Below are 17,899 nucleotides of genomic sequence, written 5' to 3' on the forward strand. Positions count from 1 at the left end.
GTTGCAGAGCGCGGTAGAAGGCCTTGGGGACGGTATGGCACGCCTCATCCCTCGCGCTGGCGCGGCAGCATCAGGATCGCCATCCGCCAGCACAGGTCGCGCAGCGCCCGGCGCATCGCGGCTGACCCGGCACTGGCCCGGTCGGTGTCGGCGGCCCCGCGAAACGCGGCTTGCAGAACCTCCTGCTTGGCGCTGCGCAGCGCGCTGCGGTCCTGCGACCGCACGGCGGCCATGAGCCGGTCGCGGTAGCGCTGCACGCGCTGCGCCTCTGCCATCGACAACGCGGTGCCCGGCTGCGCCACCGTGTCCTGCGGCAAGCCTTCGCGCACGCCCCGTGCGCCGTGCTCGCCGTGCTCGCCGGGCTCGTGGCAGGCCGTGCCGGCCAGATGCCGCGCCCAGGCGTTGGCGGCCGGCGTGGGGGTTGCAGGTGCGGCGTTCATGGAGCCTCCGGGCGGACAGGCGCGGGGCGAGCCGCCGCTGGCGCCGGGCGCTGGGGCGGCGTGCCCTGAGACAGGCCGTACCAGTTGACCTTGCGCGTGAGCACCATCACCGCCGCCAGCACCAGGAACAGCGCGATCGCGCCCACGGCCAGAGCGGTCTGCTCCAGCTGCAGCAGCGCGTAGAGCAGCCCGTACAGCAGCGCAATGCCCGCGCCCAGCGGAATCCCGCGCGCCAGGCCGCCCAGCATGTGGCTGGCGTAGTAGGCGAGCAGCAGCACGCAGGCGCTGGCGGCCGCCGCATACGACACGCCAAACGGCAGATGCTCCGACAGGCTCACCAGCAGCAGGAAGAAGCTGCACAGGGCGCTGCCCACCAGCAGGTACTGCACCGGGTGCACGCGCAGCTTCTTCATCAGCTCGAACAGGCCCACGGCCACGAAGGTCAGCGCAATGAACAGCACGCCGTATTTGGTGGCGCGGTCGCTCAGCGAGTAGGGGTTCACCGGGTCGACGAACGCCACGTTGAAGCTGTCGGCGCAGTCGCGCGGCGTGGCGCCGCCGGGGGCATAGTCGCCCGGGCTGTCGTCGTAGCCGCCGATGCAGATGCGACTGCCTTTTTCGATGTCGGCCTGCGCCGTGGTGGCCAGCGACGACAGGCGCCACTGGGCCGAGAAGCCATCCTTTCGGACCTCGCGCTCCGACGGCAAAAATCGCCCGCCGAAGGAGGGGTGCGGCCAGCTGCTGGTCATCTGCACCTCGGTGTTGCCCCCCAGCGGCACGATGGCGATGCGCTCGGTGCCCACCAGTTCCAGGTCCATGCTGACCGACAGGCCCGGGGCCTGGCCGCGCACCGTCTCGGGCAGCACCGCATGCAGGCCGCGGCTGTAGGTGGGGTGGAAGGTGCCGGGCTTGAGCGCCAGCGTCTGTTCGCCCATCGTGAGCTGCGCCGTGCGGATGCCGCGGGCATCGCCGACGGCCATCATGATGATCGGCGCGCCGCAGTGCATGCGCGAGTTCTTCTGGGTGGTCTGCGGCTGCAGGCCGGCCAGCGAGCCCCATTGCGCAGTGAGGTGCGCCTTCAGGTTGAAGGTGTTCACCTTGTGCAGGCCGCGCGCCCGCTCTTCCATGGCGGCGCCCGAACGCAGCTTGAGCTGCTCGGGCATGGCGGTCAGCAGGAACTCGCGGCGCTGCTCGACCACGCGGCGCTCGTCGCCCTTGCCGGTCTCCACGTCCCAGCTCTCCACGCAGGCGCTGTGGATCATGGGACCCATCAGCGTCTGCGGCCCGGCCAGGCTTTCGGCCACGCTCTGCGCGGTCAGGCTGCGGTAGCGCTGGCGGTCGCGCACCACGTCTTCGATCATGGAAAGGCCAAACAGCAGCAGCACGGTGATGGCCGCCAGCGCTGCCAGTTTGGTAAAGAGTGGGTGTTTCAAGGAGTCCTCCGCAAGTGATGTGCAGGCAGTGTTGGCCGCGGGCGTGAGGTGTCGATGAAGTTTGTGAAGCCGGTGTGAAGTGACGAGCGCCACGCACTCCGCAGGTCGCGGGTCGCAGGCTGACCTGGGCGGCGGCGCGGCGCCCGTTACCTGCGAGGTCATCGACGGCCGGCGCGCGCAGGGCTACAAACAGGCCTTCCATCCATGAAGAAAGGCAAGCGCATGCGCTGGATCGTCTCGGGGGTTCTCATGCTGGTGGCCGTGGTCCATGCCCTGCCGCTGGCCGGGGTGCTGGGGGCCGGCAAGCTGTTGCAGCTGTACGGCGTGCCGGTGCAGGACCCGGGCCTGGAACTGCTGCTGCGGCACCGTGCGGTGCTCTTCGGTCTGCTGGCCGCGCTGCTGGGCTATGCGGCCTTGCACCCGCCGCTGCACCGCGCCGCGCTGATCGCGGGCCTGGTGAGCGTGGTGTCGTTTCTGTGGCTGTGGTGGTCGACGGGCACCACCAACGCGGCGCTGGCCAGGGTGGCGCTGGTCGACGGGGTGGCGCTGGCGCTGCTGGTGGTGGGCGCGGTGGCACACCTCAGGGCAGGCGCTGCAGCCGCGCCCTAGCCCAGGCCGTGCGGTGCGCGGTGCGCAAACTCCAGCGCCACCCGCAAGCCCGGCGCCGTGTTGCCCACCACCATCTGCCCGCCATGCAGCGCCATCACGCGCCGCACGATGGCCAGGCCCAGGCCCGAGCCGCTGCGCTCGCCGCCGGGCCGTGCCGTGGTGAAGAATCGCTCGCCCAGGCGCGGCAGCGCGTAGTCGGGCACGCCGGGGCCCGTGTCCTGCACGGCCACGGTGCTGCCCTGCAGCGCCACCTGCACCGTGCTGCCCTCGGGCGCGAAATCGATGGCGTTGTCCAGCAGGTTGGTCAGCGCCAGGGTGACCAGCTCGGCCTCCCACGGGCCGCTGCCGCCTGTGCCTGCGAGGGCCAGGGTGATGCCGCGCTGCGCCGCGCGGCCGCGGGTCTGGCCGATGGCGGCCTCGGCGCAGGCCTGCAGCGCCACGGGGGCGCGGCCTTCGGCATGGTGGCGCTGCTCCAGCTTGGACAGCTCCAGCAGCCGGTCGATGATGCGCTGCAGGCGCTCGCTTTGCTGCACCACCTGGGTGGCAAATTCGGCCCGGTCGGCGGCGGGCAGCTCGTCCTGCAGCAGCTCGCCCGCGCCACGGATGGCGGCCACGGGGCTCTTGAGCTCGTGCGTCAGGGCGCGCACGTAGCCCTCGATGTAGTCGCGCCCCTCCAGCCGGGCGCGCATGCGGTCCATCGCACGGGCCAGGTCGCCCAGTTCACCGGGCACCTGCGGCACGGCCAGGGCGGCGGTGGGCGGCGCATCTGCGTCGTGGTGCTCGCCGTCGGCGGGTCCCTGCACGCTCAATGCATAGTCGCGCAGGCGGCGCACGTTCCACACCATCCACAGCGTCACCGCCACGCCCACGGCGGCCGACAGCGCGAGCAGCAGCAGACCGCCCATGAACACCTTGCGCTCCGCGCGGTCGATGAAGCGCTGCACGGTGCGCGTGGGCTTGGCCACCGTGAGCACCCCGGCGATCTCGCCCTTCACGTAGATCGGTGCCGCCACATGCATCACGCCCGTCGTGTCATCGCTGTCCACCTCGCGCGTGGAGCGCGCGCCGTACTCGCCCCGCAGCGTGCGCGCCACATCGCGCCACTGCGAATAGTCGGCGCCCACGGCCCGGTTCTCCGAGTCGAACAGCACGCGGCCGTCCCGGTCGGTCACGTAGATGCGGTAGTCGAGCGACTGCTTGGAAAACCCCCAGATCGCCGCATCCACCGGCCGGCTCGCGTAACGGCGCACGTTCTGCGCAAACGGGCTGGCCTGCCCGCTGCCGCCGGCCAGCCGCCCTGCGCCCAGGTCTTCACTGGCCAGCTCGGCGAGGATGTTGGCCGTGTCCACCATCATGTCCTCCATCACCTCGCGCACGCTCGGCTTGATCTCGGCCATGAACACGCGCAGCACGAAAAACGCCGCGATGCCGTTGATGAGGAAGAAGGCGAAGAGAAGGCGGATGCCCAGGCGCATCGGCTAGCCCCCCGCCACGCGCACACGCGCCGAAACAGGCGCGGCGCAAGCCAGCGCCACCGTGGAACCGGCTCCGCCGGGCCACGGGTGGCGTCCCCCTGCGGGGGAAGGCGCGCAGCGACTCAGGGGGACTTCAGACATCGGCTTCACACATCCAGGCAGTACCCCATGCCCCGGTGCGTGCTGATGTATTCCTTCACCGCATCCACCTCGCGCAGCTTGGCGCGCAGGGTCTTGATGTGCGTGTCCACCGTGCGGTCGGTGCTGTCGCTGTCGTCACCCCAGGCGGCGGCCAGCAGGGCCTCGCGCGAATGGATGCGGCCTGCGCCGCGCAGCAGGTGGGCCAGCAGGCGGTACTCGCGCCGGGTGAGCGGCAGCGGCTGGCCGCGCAGGCTGATGCGCTGGCCGGCCTCGTCGTCCTGGAAGAGGCTGCGGGCGCTGCCCTGGGCCGGTGGCGTGGCGGTTGCTCCGCCAGCGCTGCTGCGGGCGCCCGCGCGGCGCAGCAGCGCCTTCACGCGGGCCGCGAGCTCGCGGGGGCTGAAGGGCTTGGCCAGGTAGTCGTCCGCGCCCAGCTCCAGGCCGAGCACGCGGTCGATCTCTTCGCCGTGGGCACTGAGCATCAGCACGGGCAACGTGGCTGTGGGGCTGGCGTTGCGCAGCTCGCGCAGCAGGTCGAGCCCGCTGCCGTCAGGCAGGCCCACGTCCAGCACCAGCAGGTCGAAGTGCGCCGCGCGGATCTGGCGGCGGGCATCGTCCACCAGCAGGCTGTGCGTCACGGCCAGGCCGTCACGCTCCAGCGCATAGGCCACGGTGCGGGCGATCGCGGGGTCGTCTTCGAGCAGCAGCAGGCGGGCGGACATGGCTCAGCGGGCGATCAACACCGGGAAAATCTTGCCCAGGCCGTCGGCCATCACCTCTACCGCCAAGGCCGCCAGGATCAGCCCCATCAGCCGGGTCATCACGTTGATGCCTGTCTTGCCCAGCACCCGGGCGATGGGGTCCGCCAGGGCAAAGCACACGGCGGTGGCCAGGGCGATGACAACGCCGTAGCCCACCAGCGCCAGGGTTTGCCAGACGCCCTGGGCGCGGTCGGCGTAGATCACCACCGTGGACATGCTGGCCGGGCCGGTCAGCAGCGGGATGGTGAGCGGCACCACGGCGATGGAGCTGCCCGCCGCGGCCTTCTCGGCGCCTTCTTCATATTCGTTGGTGGTGGGCTTGGCCTCGGCCGGCTGGGCGTTGAGCATGTTCATCGCGCTGATGAGCAGCAGCATGCCCCCGCCCACCTGAAAGCTCTGCAGCGAGATGTTGAAAAAATCGAGGATCTGCAGGCCCAGCAGCGCGCAGGCGGCGATCACGCAGAACACGCTGAAGCTGGCCACCTGGATGGTGCGCCGCCGCTGCGGGTACGAAAACCCCTGCGTGTAGTGGATGAAAAAGGGGACGATGGCCAGCGGGTTCACGATGGCCAGCAGGGTGATGAGGGGCTTGAGGTCCATCAGGGCGCTCCGAAGGGCAAAGGAAAAGGGCAGGGCGGTTCGTCGGGGGCCGGCGCGGGCGGCACAACGGCGTTGCGGGCCCCCGGCTGTGCGCGAGTATGCGGTGTTTTCGGGCGGATCCGGCCCACGCGCATGCTGCGCTGCAGCGGACCCGCGCCGGGCCCAGGCAGCGGTCAGCGCCCGCCCGACACATCCATCAGCGTGGCCGTGGCGTAGCTGGCCCCCGGCGACATCAGCCACACGATGGCCTCGGCCACCTCTTCGGCGGTGCCGCCGCGCTGCATGGGCACCTGGTGCGACAGGTCGCGCACCCGGTCGGGCAGGCCGCCGCTGGCGTGGATGTCGGTCTCGATCAGGCCGGGGCGCACGGCATTCACGCGGATGCCGTCGGCGGCCACCTCGCGCGCCAGGCCCAGGGTCATGCTGTCGATGGCGCCCTTGGCCGCGGCGTAGTCCACGTACTGGCCGGCCGCGCCCAGGCGCGATGCGGCGCTCGACACGTTGACGATGCTGCCGCCGGCGCCGCCGTGCTTCGTGCCCATGCGCAGCACGGCCTCGCGCGCGCAGATGAAGCTGCCGATCACGTTGATGTCGAACATGCGCCTCCAGCGCGCCACGCTCATGGCCTCCACGCGGGACGGCACGTCCACCACGCCGGCGTTGTTCACCAGCGCCGACAGGCGCCCGAGCTGCGCGTCCACGGTGCGGAACATCGCCAGCACCTGCGCTTCGTCGGCCACGTCGGCCTGCACCGCGATGGCGGTGCCGCCCGCTGCCGTGATGGAGGCGACCACCGACTGGGCAGCCTGCGCATCGCGGGTGTAGTTGACGGCCACGGCCCAGCCCTGGCGGGCGGCCAGGCGCGCGGTGGCCGCGCCGATGCCCCGCGAACCTCCGGTGATGAGTGCTACTTGGTGGGTGTCGTTCACGGCGGGGCCTCCTGAAGAAAATGGCCCGCATTTGAACAGAGGACCGCGCTCCGTCCAGAATGTCGCTTTTGCCAGGCACACGGGGTGCGTGCAGAAGGGCTGGCAGGCTGTGGTCGCCGTGCCGCAGCCCTGGCGCCGTTGTCAGCCTCCGTCCGTGCGCCTTATCCCGCCAATCAACGCTACAAGGAGTCCATACCATGGGTCAATTCGTCAATCTCACGTCCAGCGATGGGGTCGTGGTGCCCGCCTGGGTCGCGCAGCCCGATGCCGCGCCGCGCGGTGCCGTGGTGGTGCTGCAGGAAATCTTCGGCGTGAATTCGCACATCCGCGCCGTGGCCGACCGCTTTGCCGCGCGCGGCTACCTGGCGGTGGCCCCGGCCACCTTCCACCGTGTGCAGCCAGATGTCGAACTGGGCTACACCGGCGACGACATGCAGGCCGGCATGGGCCTCAAGGCGGCGGTCGAGGCGTTGCCCGCCCCGGGCGTGATGCCCGACATCCAGGCCGCCATCGACTACGCCGCCGCTCAGAGCGGGCGCAAGGTCGGTATCGTCGGCTTTTGCTGGGGCGGCCTGCTGACCTGGCGCGCGGCCTGCACGCTGACCGGCCTGTCGGCCGCTGTGCCGTACTACGGCGGCGGCATGACATCGGCCGATGAAGCGGCCCGCGTGCCGAAGGTGCCGGTGCTGGCGCATTTTGGCCAGCGCGACCACTACATCCCGGTGGACAGCGTGCAGGCCTTCGCCCGCGCCCATCCCGAGGTCGAGGTGCATTTGTACGAGGCCGACCACGGCTTCAACTGCGACCAGCGCGGCAGCTACGACGAGGCCTCGGCCATGCTGGCGCGCGACCGCACGCTGGCGTTCTTCGACAAGCATCTGATGGCTTGACCCCCCCCCTGAGTCGCCTGCGGCGCCTTCTCCCCCGGGGGGACGACGCCCTTGCTGCGGGGCGGCCTTGCTTGGCGTCACTCGCCCGACCGCGCCCTCCGCGGGCGCCGGGTGTCGCGATGACTGCTCAATGTTTGGAGGTTGGCATGGCGAATACGACGCGTATCCAGGTTATGAAGCATTTTTGGCCGCTACCGCTTGCCTGTAAAGCGCTATCAGCTATAGCTTTGATAGCAATGGGGCTACAGGCCCATGCCGCCGACTACAGCGGCCCGCTGTTCGACGCCCACCTGCACTACAACGAGGAGGCGTGGGACGGCAAGACCGGCCCGCACCCGCCCGCCGATGTGCTGGGGCGCATGCACAAAAGCGGCGTGCGCGCCATCGTCGCCAACTCGCGGCCCAACACCGGCTCGCTCACGCTGGCGGGCCTGCCGCAAACGCGCGAGGCGGGCGTGGCCGTGGTGCCGTTCGTGCGGCTGTACCGCAACCGGGCGGACTACACCGGCTGGTTTGCCGACGAAAGCATCTACACCATGGTGCAGACGGAGCTGGCGCGCGGCACACCCGCCGGGCCCTACCGCGGCATCGGCGAGTTCCACCTGTACGACAGCGCCAACGCGGACGGCCCGGTCGCCAAGAAGCTCATGGCGCTGTCCGAGGAGCGCGACCTGGTGGTGCTGGCGCACGTGGACGACGTGGCCATCGATTTGCTGATGGCCAACACACCCTCCAAGGGCCGCAAGCTGCGCCTCATCTGGGCGCATACCGGCATCGGCGGCGCGCCGGTGGACCGCGTGGACGCGCTGTTCGCGCGCTACCCCGGCCTGGTGGGCGAGCTGTCGTACCGCCCGGGCCTGGTGTGCGACGACAACCAGCTGTGCCCTGCCTGGCGCACGCTGCTGCTCAAGTACCCCACGCGCTTCGTGATCGGCTCGGACACCTGGGTCAACCAGCGCTGGCAGCACTACGAAAGCCTGATGGCGGGCTACCGCACCTGGCTGGGCGGCTTGCCTGCCGACGTGGCGCGCAAGGTGGCGTGGGACAACGCGGCGGGGCTGTTCGGCACGCCAGCGCCGGCGCCGGGTGCGGCGCGCTGACCCGCGGAGGGCGATGGGCCTGGGGCTGTAGGGAGGCCCGGGCGCCCTCAGCCCCGCAGCGCAGGGTGCTGCTGCAGGTCCAGCGCGTTCCCGGTCGCAGCGCCGCTGGCCGTGTTGTCGAAGATGCACCACACACTGCGCGCTTCGTGCGTGGCGGCCTGGATGCGCCGGGCCAGCGCTCCGATCAGCGCGGGCTCGTAGGCGGAGTAGTAGGTGCGTGGCGAGCCATGCAGCCGGCAGTACACCAGCCCGTGCCAGCCGCCCGGCATCCTGCCCGCACCGTGCAGCACCGGGTCGGCCAGTACGCGTGCGGCCTGCCAGTGGGCCAGCAGTGCGTCGCCTTCGGCGGTGAACCAGCTGGCGTGGCGCGGCTCCACGGCGATGCCGATCTCGCTGTCCAGCCGCCGCAGGCTGCGAAAGAACGCCTCGGCCACCGGCGCGTCGAATGTGAGGCTGGGCGGCAATTGCACCAGCAGACAGCCCAGCCGCTCGCCCAGGCCGTAGACCTGTTCCAGAAACGTTTGCTGCAGTGCCTCGGTGTCCATCAGCCGCGCGTCGTGCGTGATGCTGCGCGGCAGCTTCACGCTGAACTGGAACGTGGGTGGTGTGGCCGCAGCCCAGCGCTCGTAGGTGCTGCGCTGGTGGGGCCGGTAGAACGAAGAGTTGATTTCCACGGCCGTCAATTGCCGGGCGTAGCGCATGAGGTGCGACTCCGCCGGGTCCGCAGCGGGAAAGCGGTGCTGGCTCTCGCGCGGCAGGCTCCAGCTGGCGGTGCCGATGCGCACGGGTGCTGGCGCTGGCGCAGCAACGGGGCCGGCGGCTGGTGCATTCATCTGTGAACTCCTGGGGTTGTGCAGGCCCCATGCTGGCCCCGACGCGGCCACGCGCGGGTAGGAAATAACCGCCGCGTGCATGACAGTTATTGCTTGCGCCAGAACAACGACCGATGGAATGAGGGCTGCGGGCCACGGGCGGCAACCGGCCCGAAAGCCACGCGCAGTTAATCCTCTGATCGCCTCACCTAACCGCACTTTGGCGCACTGTTGGCGATACGGCCTTGGATGCGAACTAACTGACCATGAGCTTAAGCAGTGTCAGGCGTGATTGAAATGTCGTGCGGTTGACGTTGTTCAACCGATTCGCATAGTTTGGGCGCTGCACAACGGCGCTCGCTCCGGAGCACCTGCGGCTAGGATGGAGTTATGCGGGCCCATAGGGTCGAGCAAAAATGTCTAAAAGTTGGTTTGGGAATTGCCTACACTTCCAGGAAAATTCACAGGATAAGCAAAATGCCGAGGGCCTTGAATTTTTGGCTGAATACAGGCATCTTGTTTGCTATTTCAATAGCAATGGGTCTGGTAATTATTGTTGGCGAGAAAAATCAGGAATCTGATTATTTGTGGGTAAAGCTTCTTGGATTGATTTTGCTGGCGGTCATGTATGCGAGCTGGATCTTCAAGAAATTCTTTCGGTTGACATTGAAAGATTTTATTCGGTACTTATTGCTGATGCTTTTGATGGGTATTGCGGCGGTGTGTATATTTTCTGTGGCCGTAGTGAAATTGATCGGTCTTTAAGGAAGGTTTGTGTAAATGGTCACCAGTGTGACCAGCCGCCAGTTGCGCGACTAAGCTGGCCCCGCACGCCACCGCTCCGATTCATGCCCCTCAGCGCTCGCGCAAGCGCTGGATCAGGCCGCTACGCTTGCGGACGCACTGGGCCGATATCGCCACCAATCGTCAACGAACAATCCACTGGCTCGAGAACGCAAGCAGCGTCTGGAAGGTGTCTGATGGCGCTCAGGCACCCGTGCGCGCGAGATACCGCTTGCGCCAGAACAGCGCCACCAGCGCCACTGCGATCGTGATCATCGAGCCCATGGCCCACCAGAAGCCGTCGGCTTTGTGAATGAGCGGGATGAATTCGAAATTCATGCCGAAGATGCCGGCGATCAGGTTCAGCGGCAGGAACACGGCGGTCAGCGCGGTCAGCGTGCGCATGATGTCGTTGGTGCGGTTGCTCTGCACCGAAAAATGCATCTGCACAGCGGTTTCGGTGCTCTGCTCCAGCCGGCGCACGTGGTGCACCACGCGTTCGATGTGCTCCAGCACGTCGCGGCTGCGCACCTTGAGCAGGTCCAGCTCGCGCAGGCCGGTGGGCGTGTCGGGCAGGGCCCAGGTCTCCAGCGCGTCGATCCAGTCCTGCACGGCGGTGCGCTGGTCTTCGCAGATTTCGTCAAGCTGGTGCAGCGACAGCCGTGCCTCCAGCAGCGAGCTCCAGTTCACGTAGCGCGCGCGGGGCTTGAGCAGCTCGTTTTGCCAGTGGTCGAGCTGGCGGGTGAGCTCGCGGCGCAGGTCCAGGTAGCCGTCCACCATGAGGTTCACCACGCGCAGCATCAGGTCGGCCGGGCTGGTGGGTACTCGGGCACCGGGCACCGGGCTGCTGCGGCCTTCGGCGGGGCCGGCGGGCAGGGCGGGCAGCGCTGCCAGCAGGCGCGTGGCGTAGGCGTCGCGCACCGAGCAGTCGGTGGGGTGCACCGTGAGCAGCAACTGGTCGAACACCGCAAATCCCACCGGGCTGGTGTCGATGCGCCGCAGCACGGGTGGGCCGCCGCGCCGCAGCGGGCTGGCGGCGGCAGCGTGGGCATCGTCCGGCGGCACCGGGGGCTGCGCTGCATCGCCGTGCGCCGTGGCCAGGCGGCGGAACACCAGCAGGTCGTACTGCGAGGTGTAGTCGTAGTGCGACGGCAGTTGCGCGTTGAGCAGGTCGGACACGTGCAGGTCCACCAGCTGCAGACCCACCAGCGCCTGCAGACGGCCCTGGATCTCGGCCAGCCGGGCCTGGAACGCGGAGCGCGCGCACGCGATCCAGACGAAGCCCTGTGCGGGCATGTGCGCGGGCAGGCTGTCCAGCTCCTGGACGCCACCGCCGTGGATGTGAAAGATGCGCATCGAGGCCGGTTGGGGTGTGGAGGAGAAAGGCGCCGCTGGCGCGGGAGTGCCGGTCACCGTCGGCGGCTACCGGGTCAGCAGCCGGGCTGCGTCGCGTGCGAAATAGGTCAGCACGCCGTCGGCACCCGCGCGCTTGAAGGCCAGCAGGCTTTCCATCATCACCGCGTCGTGGTCCAGCCAGCCGTTGGCCGCTGCCGCCTTGATCATGGCGTACTCGCCGCTCACCTGGTAGGCGAAGGTCGGCACCTTGAACTCGTCCTTCACGCGGCGCACGATGTCGAGGTACGGCATGCCGGGCTTGACCATGACCATGTCCGCGCCTTCGGCGATATCGAGGGCCACCTCGCGCAGGGCCTCGTCGCTGTTGCCGGGGTCCATCTGGTAGACGTTCTTGTCGGCCTTGCCCAAGGCGCCGCGCGTGCCCACCGCGTCGCGGAAGGGGCCGTAGAAGGCGCTGGCGTACTTGGCGCTGTAGGCCATGATGCGGGTGTGGATGTGGCCCTGCACCTCCAGCGCGTCGCGGATGGCGCCGATGCGCCCGTCCATCATGTCGCTGGGCGCGACGATGTCCACGCCCGCCTCGGCATGGGTGAGTGCCTGGCCGGTGAGGATCTCCACCGTCTCGTCGTTGAGGATGTAGCCAGTCTCGTCCAGCATGCCATCCTGCCCGTGGCTGGTGTAGGGGTCGAGCGCCACATCGGTCATCACGCCCAGGCCGGGGAATTCCTTCTTCAGTGCCCGCACCACGCGCGGGATCAGGCCGTCGGGGTTCAGGGCCTCCTTGCCGTCCGGCGTCTTCAGGGCCGGGTCGATGGCGGGAAAGAGCGCCATCACCGGGATGCCCAGCTTCACGCAGTCTTCGGCCACGGGCAGCAGCAGGTCCAGGCTCAGGCGGTCCACGCCGGGCATCGAGGCCACGGCCTCGCGCTGGTTCATGCCCTCGTGCACGAACACGGGGTAGATCAGGTCGTCCACGCTCACGGCGTTCTCGCGCACCAGGCGGCGGGTGAATGCGTCGCGGCGCAGGCGGCGGGGGCGGTTCTGGGGGAAGGGGGCGGGGCTGTGGAGGTGCATCCGAAGATTATCTATCCCCTGTGGCGCTGCGTGCCTTCCAATCCGGAGGACGCGCCCGGTGGACCGGTGATGCCAGATCCACGGGTGCGCTGGCTGGGGGATTGCCGGTTTGGGCAGGGCTGCGCCCACGTGAACCGCTCCCCCGTCCAGGTTTTGATGCCGTGCAGATGCGGTTGCTGCATGCCTGGAAATGCCGCTTGTAACACGGTGTGTCCGGTGCTAAATTGGCGCCGGGCAGCCTGCTGCCCCCCGCTTTTCCTCCCTGAGCGGGGCCTTGTCTTGCAGCGATGCGAGAGGGGCTTCCCGGCCCGGCGGATCGCCGGGCTTTTTTTGTGGTGGTGTGCGGATGCGGCCGTTCGGCACAAAACGCCTTTCTGAAGCCTGCAGCGGGCTTTTGGAGGCGAAGGGCATCGGGTGGCCCTTAAACTGCCCGCATGCTCTGGGTCAAAGCCTTCCACATCGTCTTCGTGGCCAGCTGGTTTGCTGGTCTTTTCTACCTGCCGCGCATCTTCGTGAACCTGGCCATGGTGGCCCCGGGGTCGGTGGCTGAGCGTGACCGCTTGCTGCTGATGGCCCGCAAGCTCTTGCGCTTCACCACGCTGCTGGCGGTGCCGGCCCTGGCGCTGGGCGCGTGGCTGTGGCTGGGCTACGGCATAGGGCGCGGCCCCGCGTCACAGGGTAATGGCTGGATGCACGCCAAGCTGGCGGTGGTGGTGCTGGTGATCGGCTACCACCATGCCTGCAGCGTGCTGCTGCGCAAGCTGGCGGACGGCAGCAGCCGCCGCAGCCACGCATGGTTCCGCTGGTTCAACGAGGTACCGGTGGCCCTGCTGCTGTGCGCGGTGGTGCTGGTCGTCGTCAAGCCCTTCTAACGCCGGGAAGGGGCGACGACGGTGCACAAGACCTCCGCCTGGCCCCTGGCGCTGACCTATGCGGCGCTGATCGTTTTTGCCAGCCTGTTCCCGTTCGACGGCTGGCGCGCCCAGGGCATCGACCCGCTGGTCTTCCTGCTGGCCCGCCTGCCGCCGCCGTACTGGACGGGCTTTGACGTGGCCACCAACGTGGTGGGCTACGCGCCACTGGGCTTTTTGCTGGTGCTGGGCATGCTGCGCTCGGGCTGGCCGCGCGGCGCGGTGTGGCTGGCCACGCTGGCGGGCGGCCTGCTGTCGCTCTCCATGGAGTTTCTGCAGATTTACCTGCCGCGGCGCGTGCCGTCCAACCTGGACCTGCTGCTCAACATCGGCGGCACCTTGGCGGGGGGCCTGATCGCCGCGCTGCTCGAGCGCCTGGGCGCCATCGACCGCTGGAGCGATTTTCGGGGGCGCTGGTTCGTGAGCGACGCCAGCGGCGCCATCGTGCTGCTGGCGCTGTGGCCGCTGGCGCTGCTGTTCCCGGCGGCCGTGCCCTTCGGGCTGGGCCAGGTGCTGGAGCGGCTCGAAGGATCGCTGATCGAAATCCTGGCCGACACACCCTTCCTGGAGTGGGTGCCGCTGCGCGATGCGCCGTTCGAGCCGCTGTCGCCGGGCGGCGAGCTGCTGTGCGTCACGCTGGGGCTGCTCATACCGTGCCTGCTGGGCTATTGCGTGATCCGCCAGATGGGGCGCCGGGCGCTGTTCGCGCTGGGCGTGGTGGCCATCGGTGTCACGCTGACCGCCCTGTCGGCGGCGCTGAGCTGGGGCCCGGTGCATGCCTGGGAATGGATGGGCATGCCCACGCGCGTGGGCGTGTGGGGCGCGCTGGGGCTGGCTGTGGTGACCCTGGGCCTGCCCCGCCGCGCCTGCGCCGCAGTGCTGCTGCTGGCGCTGGCCTGGCACCTGGCGCTGCTCAACCAGGCGCCCACCAGCGCCTACTTTGCGCAGACCCTGCAGATCTGGGAGCAGGGGCGGTTCATCCGCTTTTATGGCCTGGGCCAGTGGCTGGGCTGGCTGTGGCCGTATGCGGCGCTTTTGTACGTGCTGGTGCGGGTGTCGAGGAGAGAAAGCGCCTCCTGAGCCGCCTGCGGCGTCTCGGTGCGTTTCGCCAGGGGTGCCGCTCTTCGTTGCCGTCCAGGCCTGGAGCCGCGGCACTCAGCCCCCTTCTCACCGCGCGGGCGCGGGATGCACCCGGTGGCCTTGGCAAAGCCGGTTCCACGGGTGCACTGGCGTTGTGCGCGCCAGTTTGGGCGTGCGGGGTTCGTAAAATGGGGCGATGAGCGACACATCCACTGCGCCTGGCTACTACCAGCGCCACATCTTCTTCTGTCTGAACGACCGCGCCAACGGCGAAGACAGCTGTGCCCACCACAACGCCCAGGCGGGTTTTGACCGCTGCAAGGCGCAGGTCAAGGCTGCCGGGCTGGCAGGCGCTGGCCAGGTCCGCGTGAACAAGGCCGGCTGCCTGGACCGCTGCGCGGGCGGGCCCATCGCCGTGGTCTACCCCGAAGGCACCTGGTACACCTACGTGGACACGGCCGACATCGACGAGATCGTCGAGTCGCACCTCAAGAACGGCCAGGTGGTGGAGCGTTTGGTCACGCCGGCGGAACTTGGACGCTGAAACCGCGTCTGTCCCTGGGTCTTGAATGTTATGGGCTGCCACCGCTTGATGGTCAAGCGCTGGCAGCTATGAATTGAGTAGCAAACCACCGTGAATGCACACACCGAACGCCTGACCCTGTCCGGCCCTGCCGGCGCCATCGAGGCCGTGCGCGACAGCGCCGTGCTGGCCGACGGCGTGGCCGCCCCGCGCGGCGTGGCCATCATCGCCCACCCGCATCCGCTGTTTGGCGGCACCATGGACAACAAGGTGGTGCAGACGCTTGCGCGCGCCTTTGTGCACTGCGGCTGGACCGCGGTGCGCTTCAACTTCCGCGGCGTGGGGGCCACGGCCGGCGTGCATGACGACGGCCAGGGCGAGCTGCAGGACCTGCTGGCTGTGGTCGAGCAGGTGGCGCCCGCGGCCGAGGGCCAGCGCATTGCACTGGCGGGCTTCTCGTTCGGTGCCTTCGTCACCAGCCATGCGCTGGCCGCGCTGTGGCCCGCGGGCCGGGTCGATACCGCCGTGCTCGTGGGCACGGCCGCCAGCCGCTTCACCGTGGCTCCCGTGCCGCCCGACGCCCACGAGCGCACCCTGGTCGTGCACGGAGAGGCGGACGACACCGTGCCGCTGTCCGCCGTGATGGACTGGGCCCGTCCCCAGATACTGCCTGTCACAGTCATTCCCGCGGGGGGGCATTTCTTTCACGGACAATTGCCGCTTCTGAAAAATCTGGTGGTGCGCCACCTGCAGGCCACGGCCTGAGGGTTGCGCCCACGGCGGGCATTGCCGCCCGCCCTGGCGAGCCCGGCACCTGTACCCTGCACGCCCCGTGCGTGCACTCCGTTTCCTTTCTCCCTTCATCCCACCCATCCCAGCCCCAGCCTCCCGCCCATGAAACGAATCCTGTCCGCGCTGCGATCCCTCGCCGTCTTTGCTGCGGTGGCCCCGGCCGCCTTCGGCGCTTTGGCCCAGGCGCCCCAGCCCCCTGAAATCGCCGCGCGCACCTACCTGCTGGTGGATGTGACCGCCAACCAGGTGCTGGCCGCCAAGGACATTGACGCGCCGGTCGAGCAGGCCTCGCTCACCAAGCTCATGACGGGCTACCTGGTGTTCGACGCGCTGCGCGCCAAGAAGATCTCGCTGGAGCAGAAGCTCCCCGTGAGCGTGCGCGCCTGGAAGATGCCCGGCTCGCGCATGTTCATCGACCCCAAGATGCAGGTGCCGGTCGAAGACCTGATCAAGGGCATGATCGTGCAGTCCGGCAACGACGCCACGATGGCCCTGGCGGAAGGCGTGGGCGGCACGGCCGAAAATTTCGTCAAGCTCATGAACGACCAGGCGCAGGCACTGGGCATGAAGGGCACGAGCTACAAGAACCCCGAAGGCCTGACCGAGCCCGGCCACACCACCACGGCACGCGACCTGTCCGTGCTGGCCATGCGCCTGATGAAGGACTTCCCGGAGTACATGCACTACTACTCCACCAAGCAGTACAGCTACCCGGGCACCCCGGCGTCGAACGGCACCAACCGCAACTCGCTGCTGTTTCGCGACCCCACCGTGGACGGCCTCAAGACCGGCCACACCGCCGCGGCCGGCTACTGCCTGGTGGCCACGTCCAAGCGTGAATTCCCCGGTGTGGGCCAGCGCCGCCTGCTGTCCATCGTGCTGGGAGCCGCCAGCGAGAACGCCCGCGCCAATGAAAGCCAGAAGCTGCTGAACTGGGGCTACACCGCATTCGAGGCCGTCAAGCTGTTCGACGCCGGCAAGCCCGTGGCGACGCCTGCCGTCTGGAAGGGCACCGAAAGCATGCTCAAGATCGGCCGCGAGGAGGCCATCGTCGTGGCGGTGCCTTCGGGCAGCGCAGGCAAGATCACCACCCAGATCGTGCGGCCCGACCCGCTGGTGGCGCCCTTCACCAAGGGCCAGTCCATCGGCACGCTCAAGGTCGCCCTGGGTGAGCAGACGCTCACCGAGGTGCCGCTCGTGGCGCTGGAAGAAGTCCCGCAGGCCGGCTTCCTGGGCCGTGCGTGGGATGCGATCCGCCTCTGGATTAAGTAGCAGGTACATCCCCCCGAGGCGCTTCGCCTCGTGCCACCGCCGGAGGCGGCGGGCTCTTCGGGCACGTCCAAGCCTGCGCAGGCAGGCTTGGAGCCGCGGCTCTCAGCCCCTGCTCTCGAATGGCTGCGCCATTCGGGAAGGGGGACACCGCCAGCGCGACGGGGCGTCCCTCGCGCTGCGGTCTTGGCATGGGCCGTGCGCTTTCACAGGGCGTGCCGCGTTCTGTGCCAAGGGTGTTTCAGAAGAGAGGCCGCGCCGCTTGCCCGTTTTGGGTCTTGCTGCTACATTAGAAGGCTTTTCGGAATTTCCGAAGGGATTCACGTTTTCGCTTTCACGAAGCAAATTCACGTTTAGGGACGTATTCATGCCAACCATCAATCAACTGGTCCGTCAGGGGCGCGAGGTCGAAAAGACCAAGTCGAAAAGCCCCGCGATGGAAAACTCTCCACAGCGCCGTGGCGTGTGCACCCGTGTGTACACCACGACGCCCAAGAAGCCTAACTCCGCTCTGCGTAAGGTCGCCAAGGTGCGCCTGACCAACGGTTTCGAGGTGATCTCCTACATCGGCGGTGAAGGCCACAACCTGCAGGAACACAGCGTGGTGCTGGTTCGCGGCGGTCGTGTCAAGGACTTGCCTGGTGTGCGTTACCACATCGTGCGCGGCTCGCTCGACCTGCAAGGCGTCAAGGACCGTAAGCAAGCTCGCTCCAAGTACGGCGCGAAGAAGCCCAAGGCCAAGTAAGCCCTGCGCTTGCTGCCAAGAATTTTCGGTGCTGTCTCCCGCGTGGCGCGGTGGTGCAGCGTAGTGGCCCCAAACGCAGGTGTTCTGCGCGGGTCGAGTAAGTGGGAGTCCTTCATTGGCTCTCGCGGTGTCTGAAAAGATGCCAACTGAAGCAAAGATAGAGGTAAAAAATGCCACGT

19 protein-coding genes are annotated in these 17,899 nt (G+C 68.5%); 10 read left to right on the forward strand and 9 right to left on the reverse strand.

The genetic code is table 11. The annotated features are described in order from the left end of the window. Nucleotides 1-44: 44 nt before the first annotated feature. A complete protein-coding gene (locus ACIGHN_RS24530) occupies nt 45-440 on the reverse strand; it encodes a hypothetical protein (RefSeq protein WP_396506696.1) in 396 nt (131 codons plus the stop codon). Continuing rightward, entirely contained in the window at nt 437-1,873 is a 1,437-nt protein-coding gene (creD, locus tag ACIGHN_RS24535; RefSeq protein WP_396506697.1) for a cell envelope integrity protein CreD, read from the reverse strand. The genes ACIGHN_RS24530 and creD overlap by 4 nt, the downstream gene beginning before the upstream one ends. Nucleotides 1,874-2,077: 204 nt before the next feature. Here creD and ACIGHN_RS24540 point away from each other — a divergent pair, with 204 nt between their 5' ends. Further along, nucleotides 2,078-2,482 carry a phosphopantetheine adenylyltransferase gene (locus tag ACIGHN_RS24540; RefSeq protein ID WP_396506699.1) on the forward strand — a complete coding sequence of 135 codons (405 nt, stop codon included), beginning with the start codon at nt 2,078-2,080 and terminating at the stop codon, nt 2,480-2,482. Here ACIGHN_RS24540 and creC read toward each other — a convergent pair. The 4 genes from creC to ACIGHN_RS24560 all read right to left on the reverse strand — a co-directional run bounded on the left by creC (nt 2,479) and on the right by ACIGHN_RS24560 (nt 6,385). Next, the gene (creC, locus tag ACIGHN_RS24545) at nt 2,479-3,957 is read right to left on the reverse strand and encodes a two-component system sensor histidine kinase CreC (protein WP_396506701.1); all 1,479 of its coding nucleotides are present in this window, start codon (nt 3,955-3,957) and stop codon (nt 2,479-2,481) included. The two genes, ACIGHN_RS24540 and creC, sit on opposite strands and share 4 nt — an antisense overlap. Before the next feature lie 146 nt (nt 3,958-4,103). Then, nucleotides 4,104-4,817, reverse strand: coding sequence for a winged helix-turn-helix domain-containing protein (locus ACIGHN_RS24550; protein ID WP_396506703.1), 714 nt, complete (start codon nt 4,815-4,817; stop codon nt 4,104-4,106). A 3-nt stretch (nt 4,818-4,820) separates the two neighbouring features. Beyond that, the gene (locus ACIGHN_RS24555; RefSeq protein WP_056164801.1) at nt 4,821-5,456 is read right to left on the reverse strand and encodes a MarC family protein; all 636 of its coding nucleotides are present in this window, start codon (nt 5,454-5,456) and stop codon (nt 4,821-4,823) included. A 173-nt stretch (nt 5,457-5,629) separates the two neighbouring features. After that, the gene (locus ACIGHN_RS24560) at nt 5,630-6,385 is read right to left on the reverse strand and encodes an SDR family oxidoreductase (RefSeq protein ID WP_396506704.1); all 756 of its coding nucleotides are present in this window, start codon (nt 6,383-6,385) and stop codon (nt 5,630-5,632) included. A 197-nt stretch (nt 6,386-6,582) separates the two neighbouring features. Here ACIGHN_RS24560 and ACIGHN_RS24565 point away from each other — a divergent pair, with 197 nt between their 5' ends. Beyond that, nucleotides 6,583-7,275, forward strand: coding sequence for a dienelactone hydrolase family protein (locus tag ACIGHN_RS24565; RefSeq protein WP_396506705.1), 693 nt, complete (start codon nt 6,583-6,585; stop codon nt 7,273-7,275). A 236-nt stretch (nt 7,276-7,511) separates the two neighbouring features. Then, a complete protein-coding gene (locus ACIGHN_RS24570) occupies nt 7,512-8,375 on the forward strand; it encodes an amidohydrolase family protein (protein WP_396506707.1) in 864 nt (287 codons plus the stop codon). 47 nt (nt 8,376-8,422) lie between these two features. Here the strand turns inward: ACIGHN_RS24570 and ACIGHN_RS24575 are convergent, their stop codons facing one another. Next, on the reverse strand, nt 8,423-9,208 hold the full coding sequence (locus ACIGHN_RS24575; protein ID WP_396506709.1) for a DUF72 domain-containing protein: 786 nt from the start codon (nt 9,206-9,208) through the stop codon (nt 8,423-8,425). A 456-nt stretch (nt 9,209-9,664) separates the two neighbouring features. On the opposite strand from ACIGHN_RS24575, the gene ACIGHN_RS24580 reads away from it, so the two are divergent. Beyond that, complete coding sequence (locus ACIGHN_RS24580; RefSeq protein WP_396506711.1) at nt 9,665-9,952, forward strand: hypothetical protein; 288 nt, start codon at nt 9,665-9,667, stop codon at nt 9,950-9,952. 222 nt (nt 9,953-10,174) lie between these two features. Here ACIGHN_RS24580 and ACIGHN_RS24585 read toward each other — a convergent pair whose 3' ends face one another. Continuing rightward, on the reverse strand, nt 10,175-11,326 hold the full coding sequence (locus tag ACIGHN_RS24585; RefSeq protein WP_396506713.1) for a magnesium transporter CorA family protein: 1,152 nt from the start codon (nt 11,324-11,326) through the stop codon (nt 10,175-10,177). 66 nt (nt 11,327-11,392) lie between these two features. Beyond that, on the reverse strand, nt 11,393-12,400 hold the full coding sequence (gene hemB / locus ACIGHN_RS24590; RefSeq protein WP_396506715.1) for a porphobilinogen synthase: 1,008 nt from the start codon (nt 12,398-12,400) through the stop codon (nt 11,393-11,395). A 434-nt stretch (nt 12,401-12,834) separates the two neighbouring features. Here hemB and ACIGHN_RS24595 point away from each other — a divergent pair, with 434 nt between their 5' ends. From ACIGHN_RS24595 to rpsL, 6 genes are all read left to right on the forward strand, one after another. Next, complete coding sequence (locus ACIGHN_RS24595; protein ID WP_056164787.1) at nt 12,835-13,272, forward strand: CopD family protein; 438 nt, start codon at nt 12,835-12,837, stop codon at nt 13,270-13,272. 21 nt (nt 13,273-13,293) lie between these two features. Beyond that, nucleotides 13,294-14,391 carry a VanZ family protein gene (locus ACIGHN_RS24600; RefSeq protein WP_056410100.1) on the forward strand — a complete coding sequence of 366 codons (1,098 nt, stop codon included), beginning with the start codon at nt 13,294-13,296 and terminating at the stop codon, nt 14,389-14,391. A 196-nt stretch (nt 14,392-14,587) separates the two neighbouring features. After that, nucleotides 14,588-14,935, forward strand: a complete 348-nt coding sequence (locus ACIGHN_RS24605; protein ID WP_056410099.1) for a ferredoxin — start codon at nt 14,588-14,590, stop codon at nt 14,933-14,935. Nucleotides 14,936-15,025: 90 nt separating this feature from the next. Then, nucleotides 15,026-15,679 (forward strand): alpha/beta hydrolase, encoded by a 654-nt coding sequence (locus tag ACIGHN_RS24610; protein WP_396506718.1) that lies wholly within the window; start codon nt 15,026-15,028, stop codon nt 15,677-15,679. 129 nt (nt 15,680-15,808) lie between these two features. Continuing rightward, complete coding sequence (locus ACIGHN_RS24615) at nt 15,809-16,978, forward strand: D-alanyl-D-alanine carboxypeptidase family protein (protein ID WP_396506720.1); 1,170 nt, start codon at nt 15,809-15,811, stop codon at nt 16,976-16,978. A gap of 364 nt (nt 16,979-17,342) precedes the next feature. Further along, a complete protein-coding gene (rpsL, locus tag ACIGHN_RS24620) occupies nt 17,343-17,720 on the forward strand; it encodes a 30S ribosomal protein S12 (RefSeq protein WP_015012185.1) in 378 nt (125 codons plus the stop codon). Nucleotides 17,721-17,899 lie beyond the last annotated feature (179 nt).

Source organism: Acidovorax sp. NPDC077693 (genome assembly GCF_044542805.1).
Classification (GTDB): Bacteria; Pseudomonadota; Gammaproteobacteria; order Burkholderiales; family Burkholderiaceae_C; genus Acidovorax.

Bases quoted from the DNA above. Each gene is read 5' to 3' on its own strand.
- ACIGHN_RS24530 (WP_396506696.1), bottom strand. From the start codon at position 440: ATGAACGCCGCACCTGCAACCCCCACGCCGGCCGCCAACGCCTGGGCG.
- ACIGHN_RS24540 (WP_396506699.1), top strand. From the start codon at position 2,078: ATGAAGAAAGGCAAGCGCATGCGCTGGATCGTCTCGGGGGTTCTCATG.
- creC (WP_396506701.1), bottom strand. From the start codon at position 3,957: ATGCGCCTGGGCATCCGCCTTCTCTTCGCCTTCTTCCTCATCAACGGC.
- ACIGHN_RS24550 (WP_396506703.1), bottom strand. From the start codon at position 4,817: ATGTCCGCCCGCCTGCTGCTGCTCGAAGACGACCCCGCGATCGCCCGC.
- ACIGHN_RS24555 (WP_056164801.1), bottom strand. From the start codon at position 5,456: ATGGACCTCAAGCCCCTCATCACCCTGCTGGCCATCGTGAACCCGCTG.
- ACIGHN_RS24565 (WP_396506705.1), top strand. From the start codon at position 6,583: ATGGGTCAATTCGTCAATCTCACGTCCAGCGATGGGGTCGTGGTGCCC.
- ACIGHN_RS24570 (WP_396506707.1), top strand. From the start codon at position 7,512: ATGGGGCTACAGGCCCATGCCGCCGACTACAGCGGCCCGCTGTTCGAC.
- ACIGHN_RS24575 (WP_396506709.1), bottom strand. From the start codon at position 9,208: ATGAATGCACCAGCCGCCGGCCCCGTTGCTGCGCCAGCGCCAGCACCC.
- ACIGHN_RS24580 (WP_396506711.1), top strand. From the start codon at position 9,665: ATGCCGAGGGCCTTGAATTTTTGGCTGAATACAGGCATCTTGTTTGCT.
- ACIGHN_RS24585 (WP_396506713.1), bottom strand. From the start codon at position 11,326: ATGCGCATCTTTCACATCCACGGCGGTGGCGTCCAGGAGCTGGACAGC.
- hemB (WP_396506715.1), bottom strand. From the start codon at position 12,400: ATGCACCTCCACAGCCCCGCCCCCTTCCCCCAGAACCGCCCCCGCCGC.
- ACIGHN_RS24595 (WP_056164787.1), top strand. From the start codon at position 12,835: ATGCTCTGGGTCAAAGCCTTCCACATCGTCTTCGTGGCCAGCTGGTTT.
- ACIGHN_RS24605 (WP_056410099.1), top strand. From the start codon at position 14,588: ATGAGCGACACATCCACTGCGCCTGGCTACTACCAGCGCCACATCTTC.
- ACIGHN_RS24615 (WP_396506720.1), top strand. From the start codon at position 15,809: ATGAAACGAATCCTGTCCGCGCTGCGATCCCTCGCCGTCTTTGCTGCG.
- rpsL (WP_015012185.1), top strand. From the start codon at position 17,343: ATGCCAACCATCAATCAACTGGTCCGTCAGGGGCGCGAGGTCGAAAAG.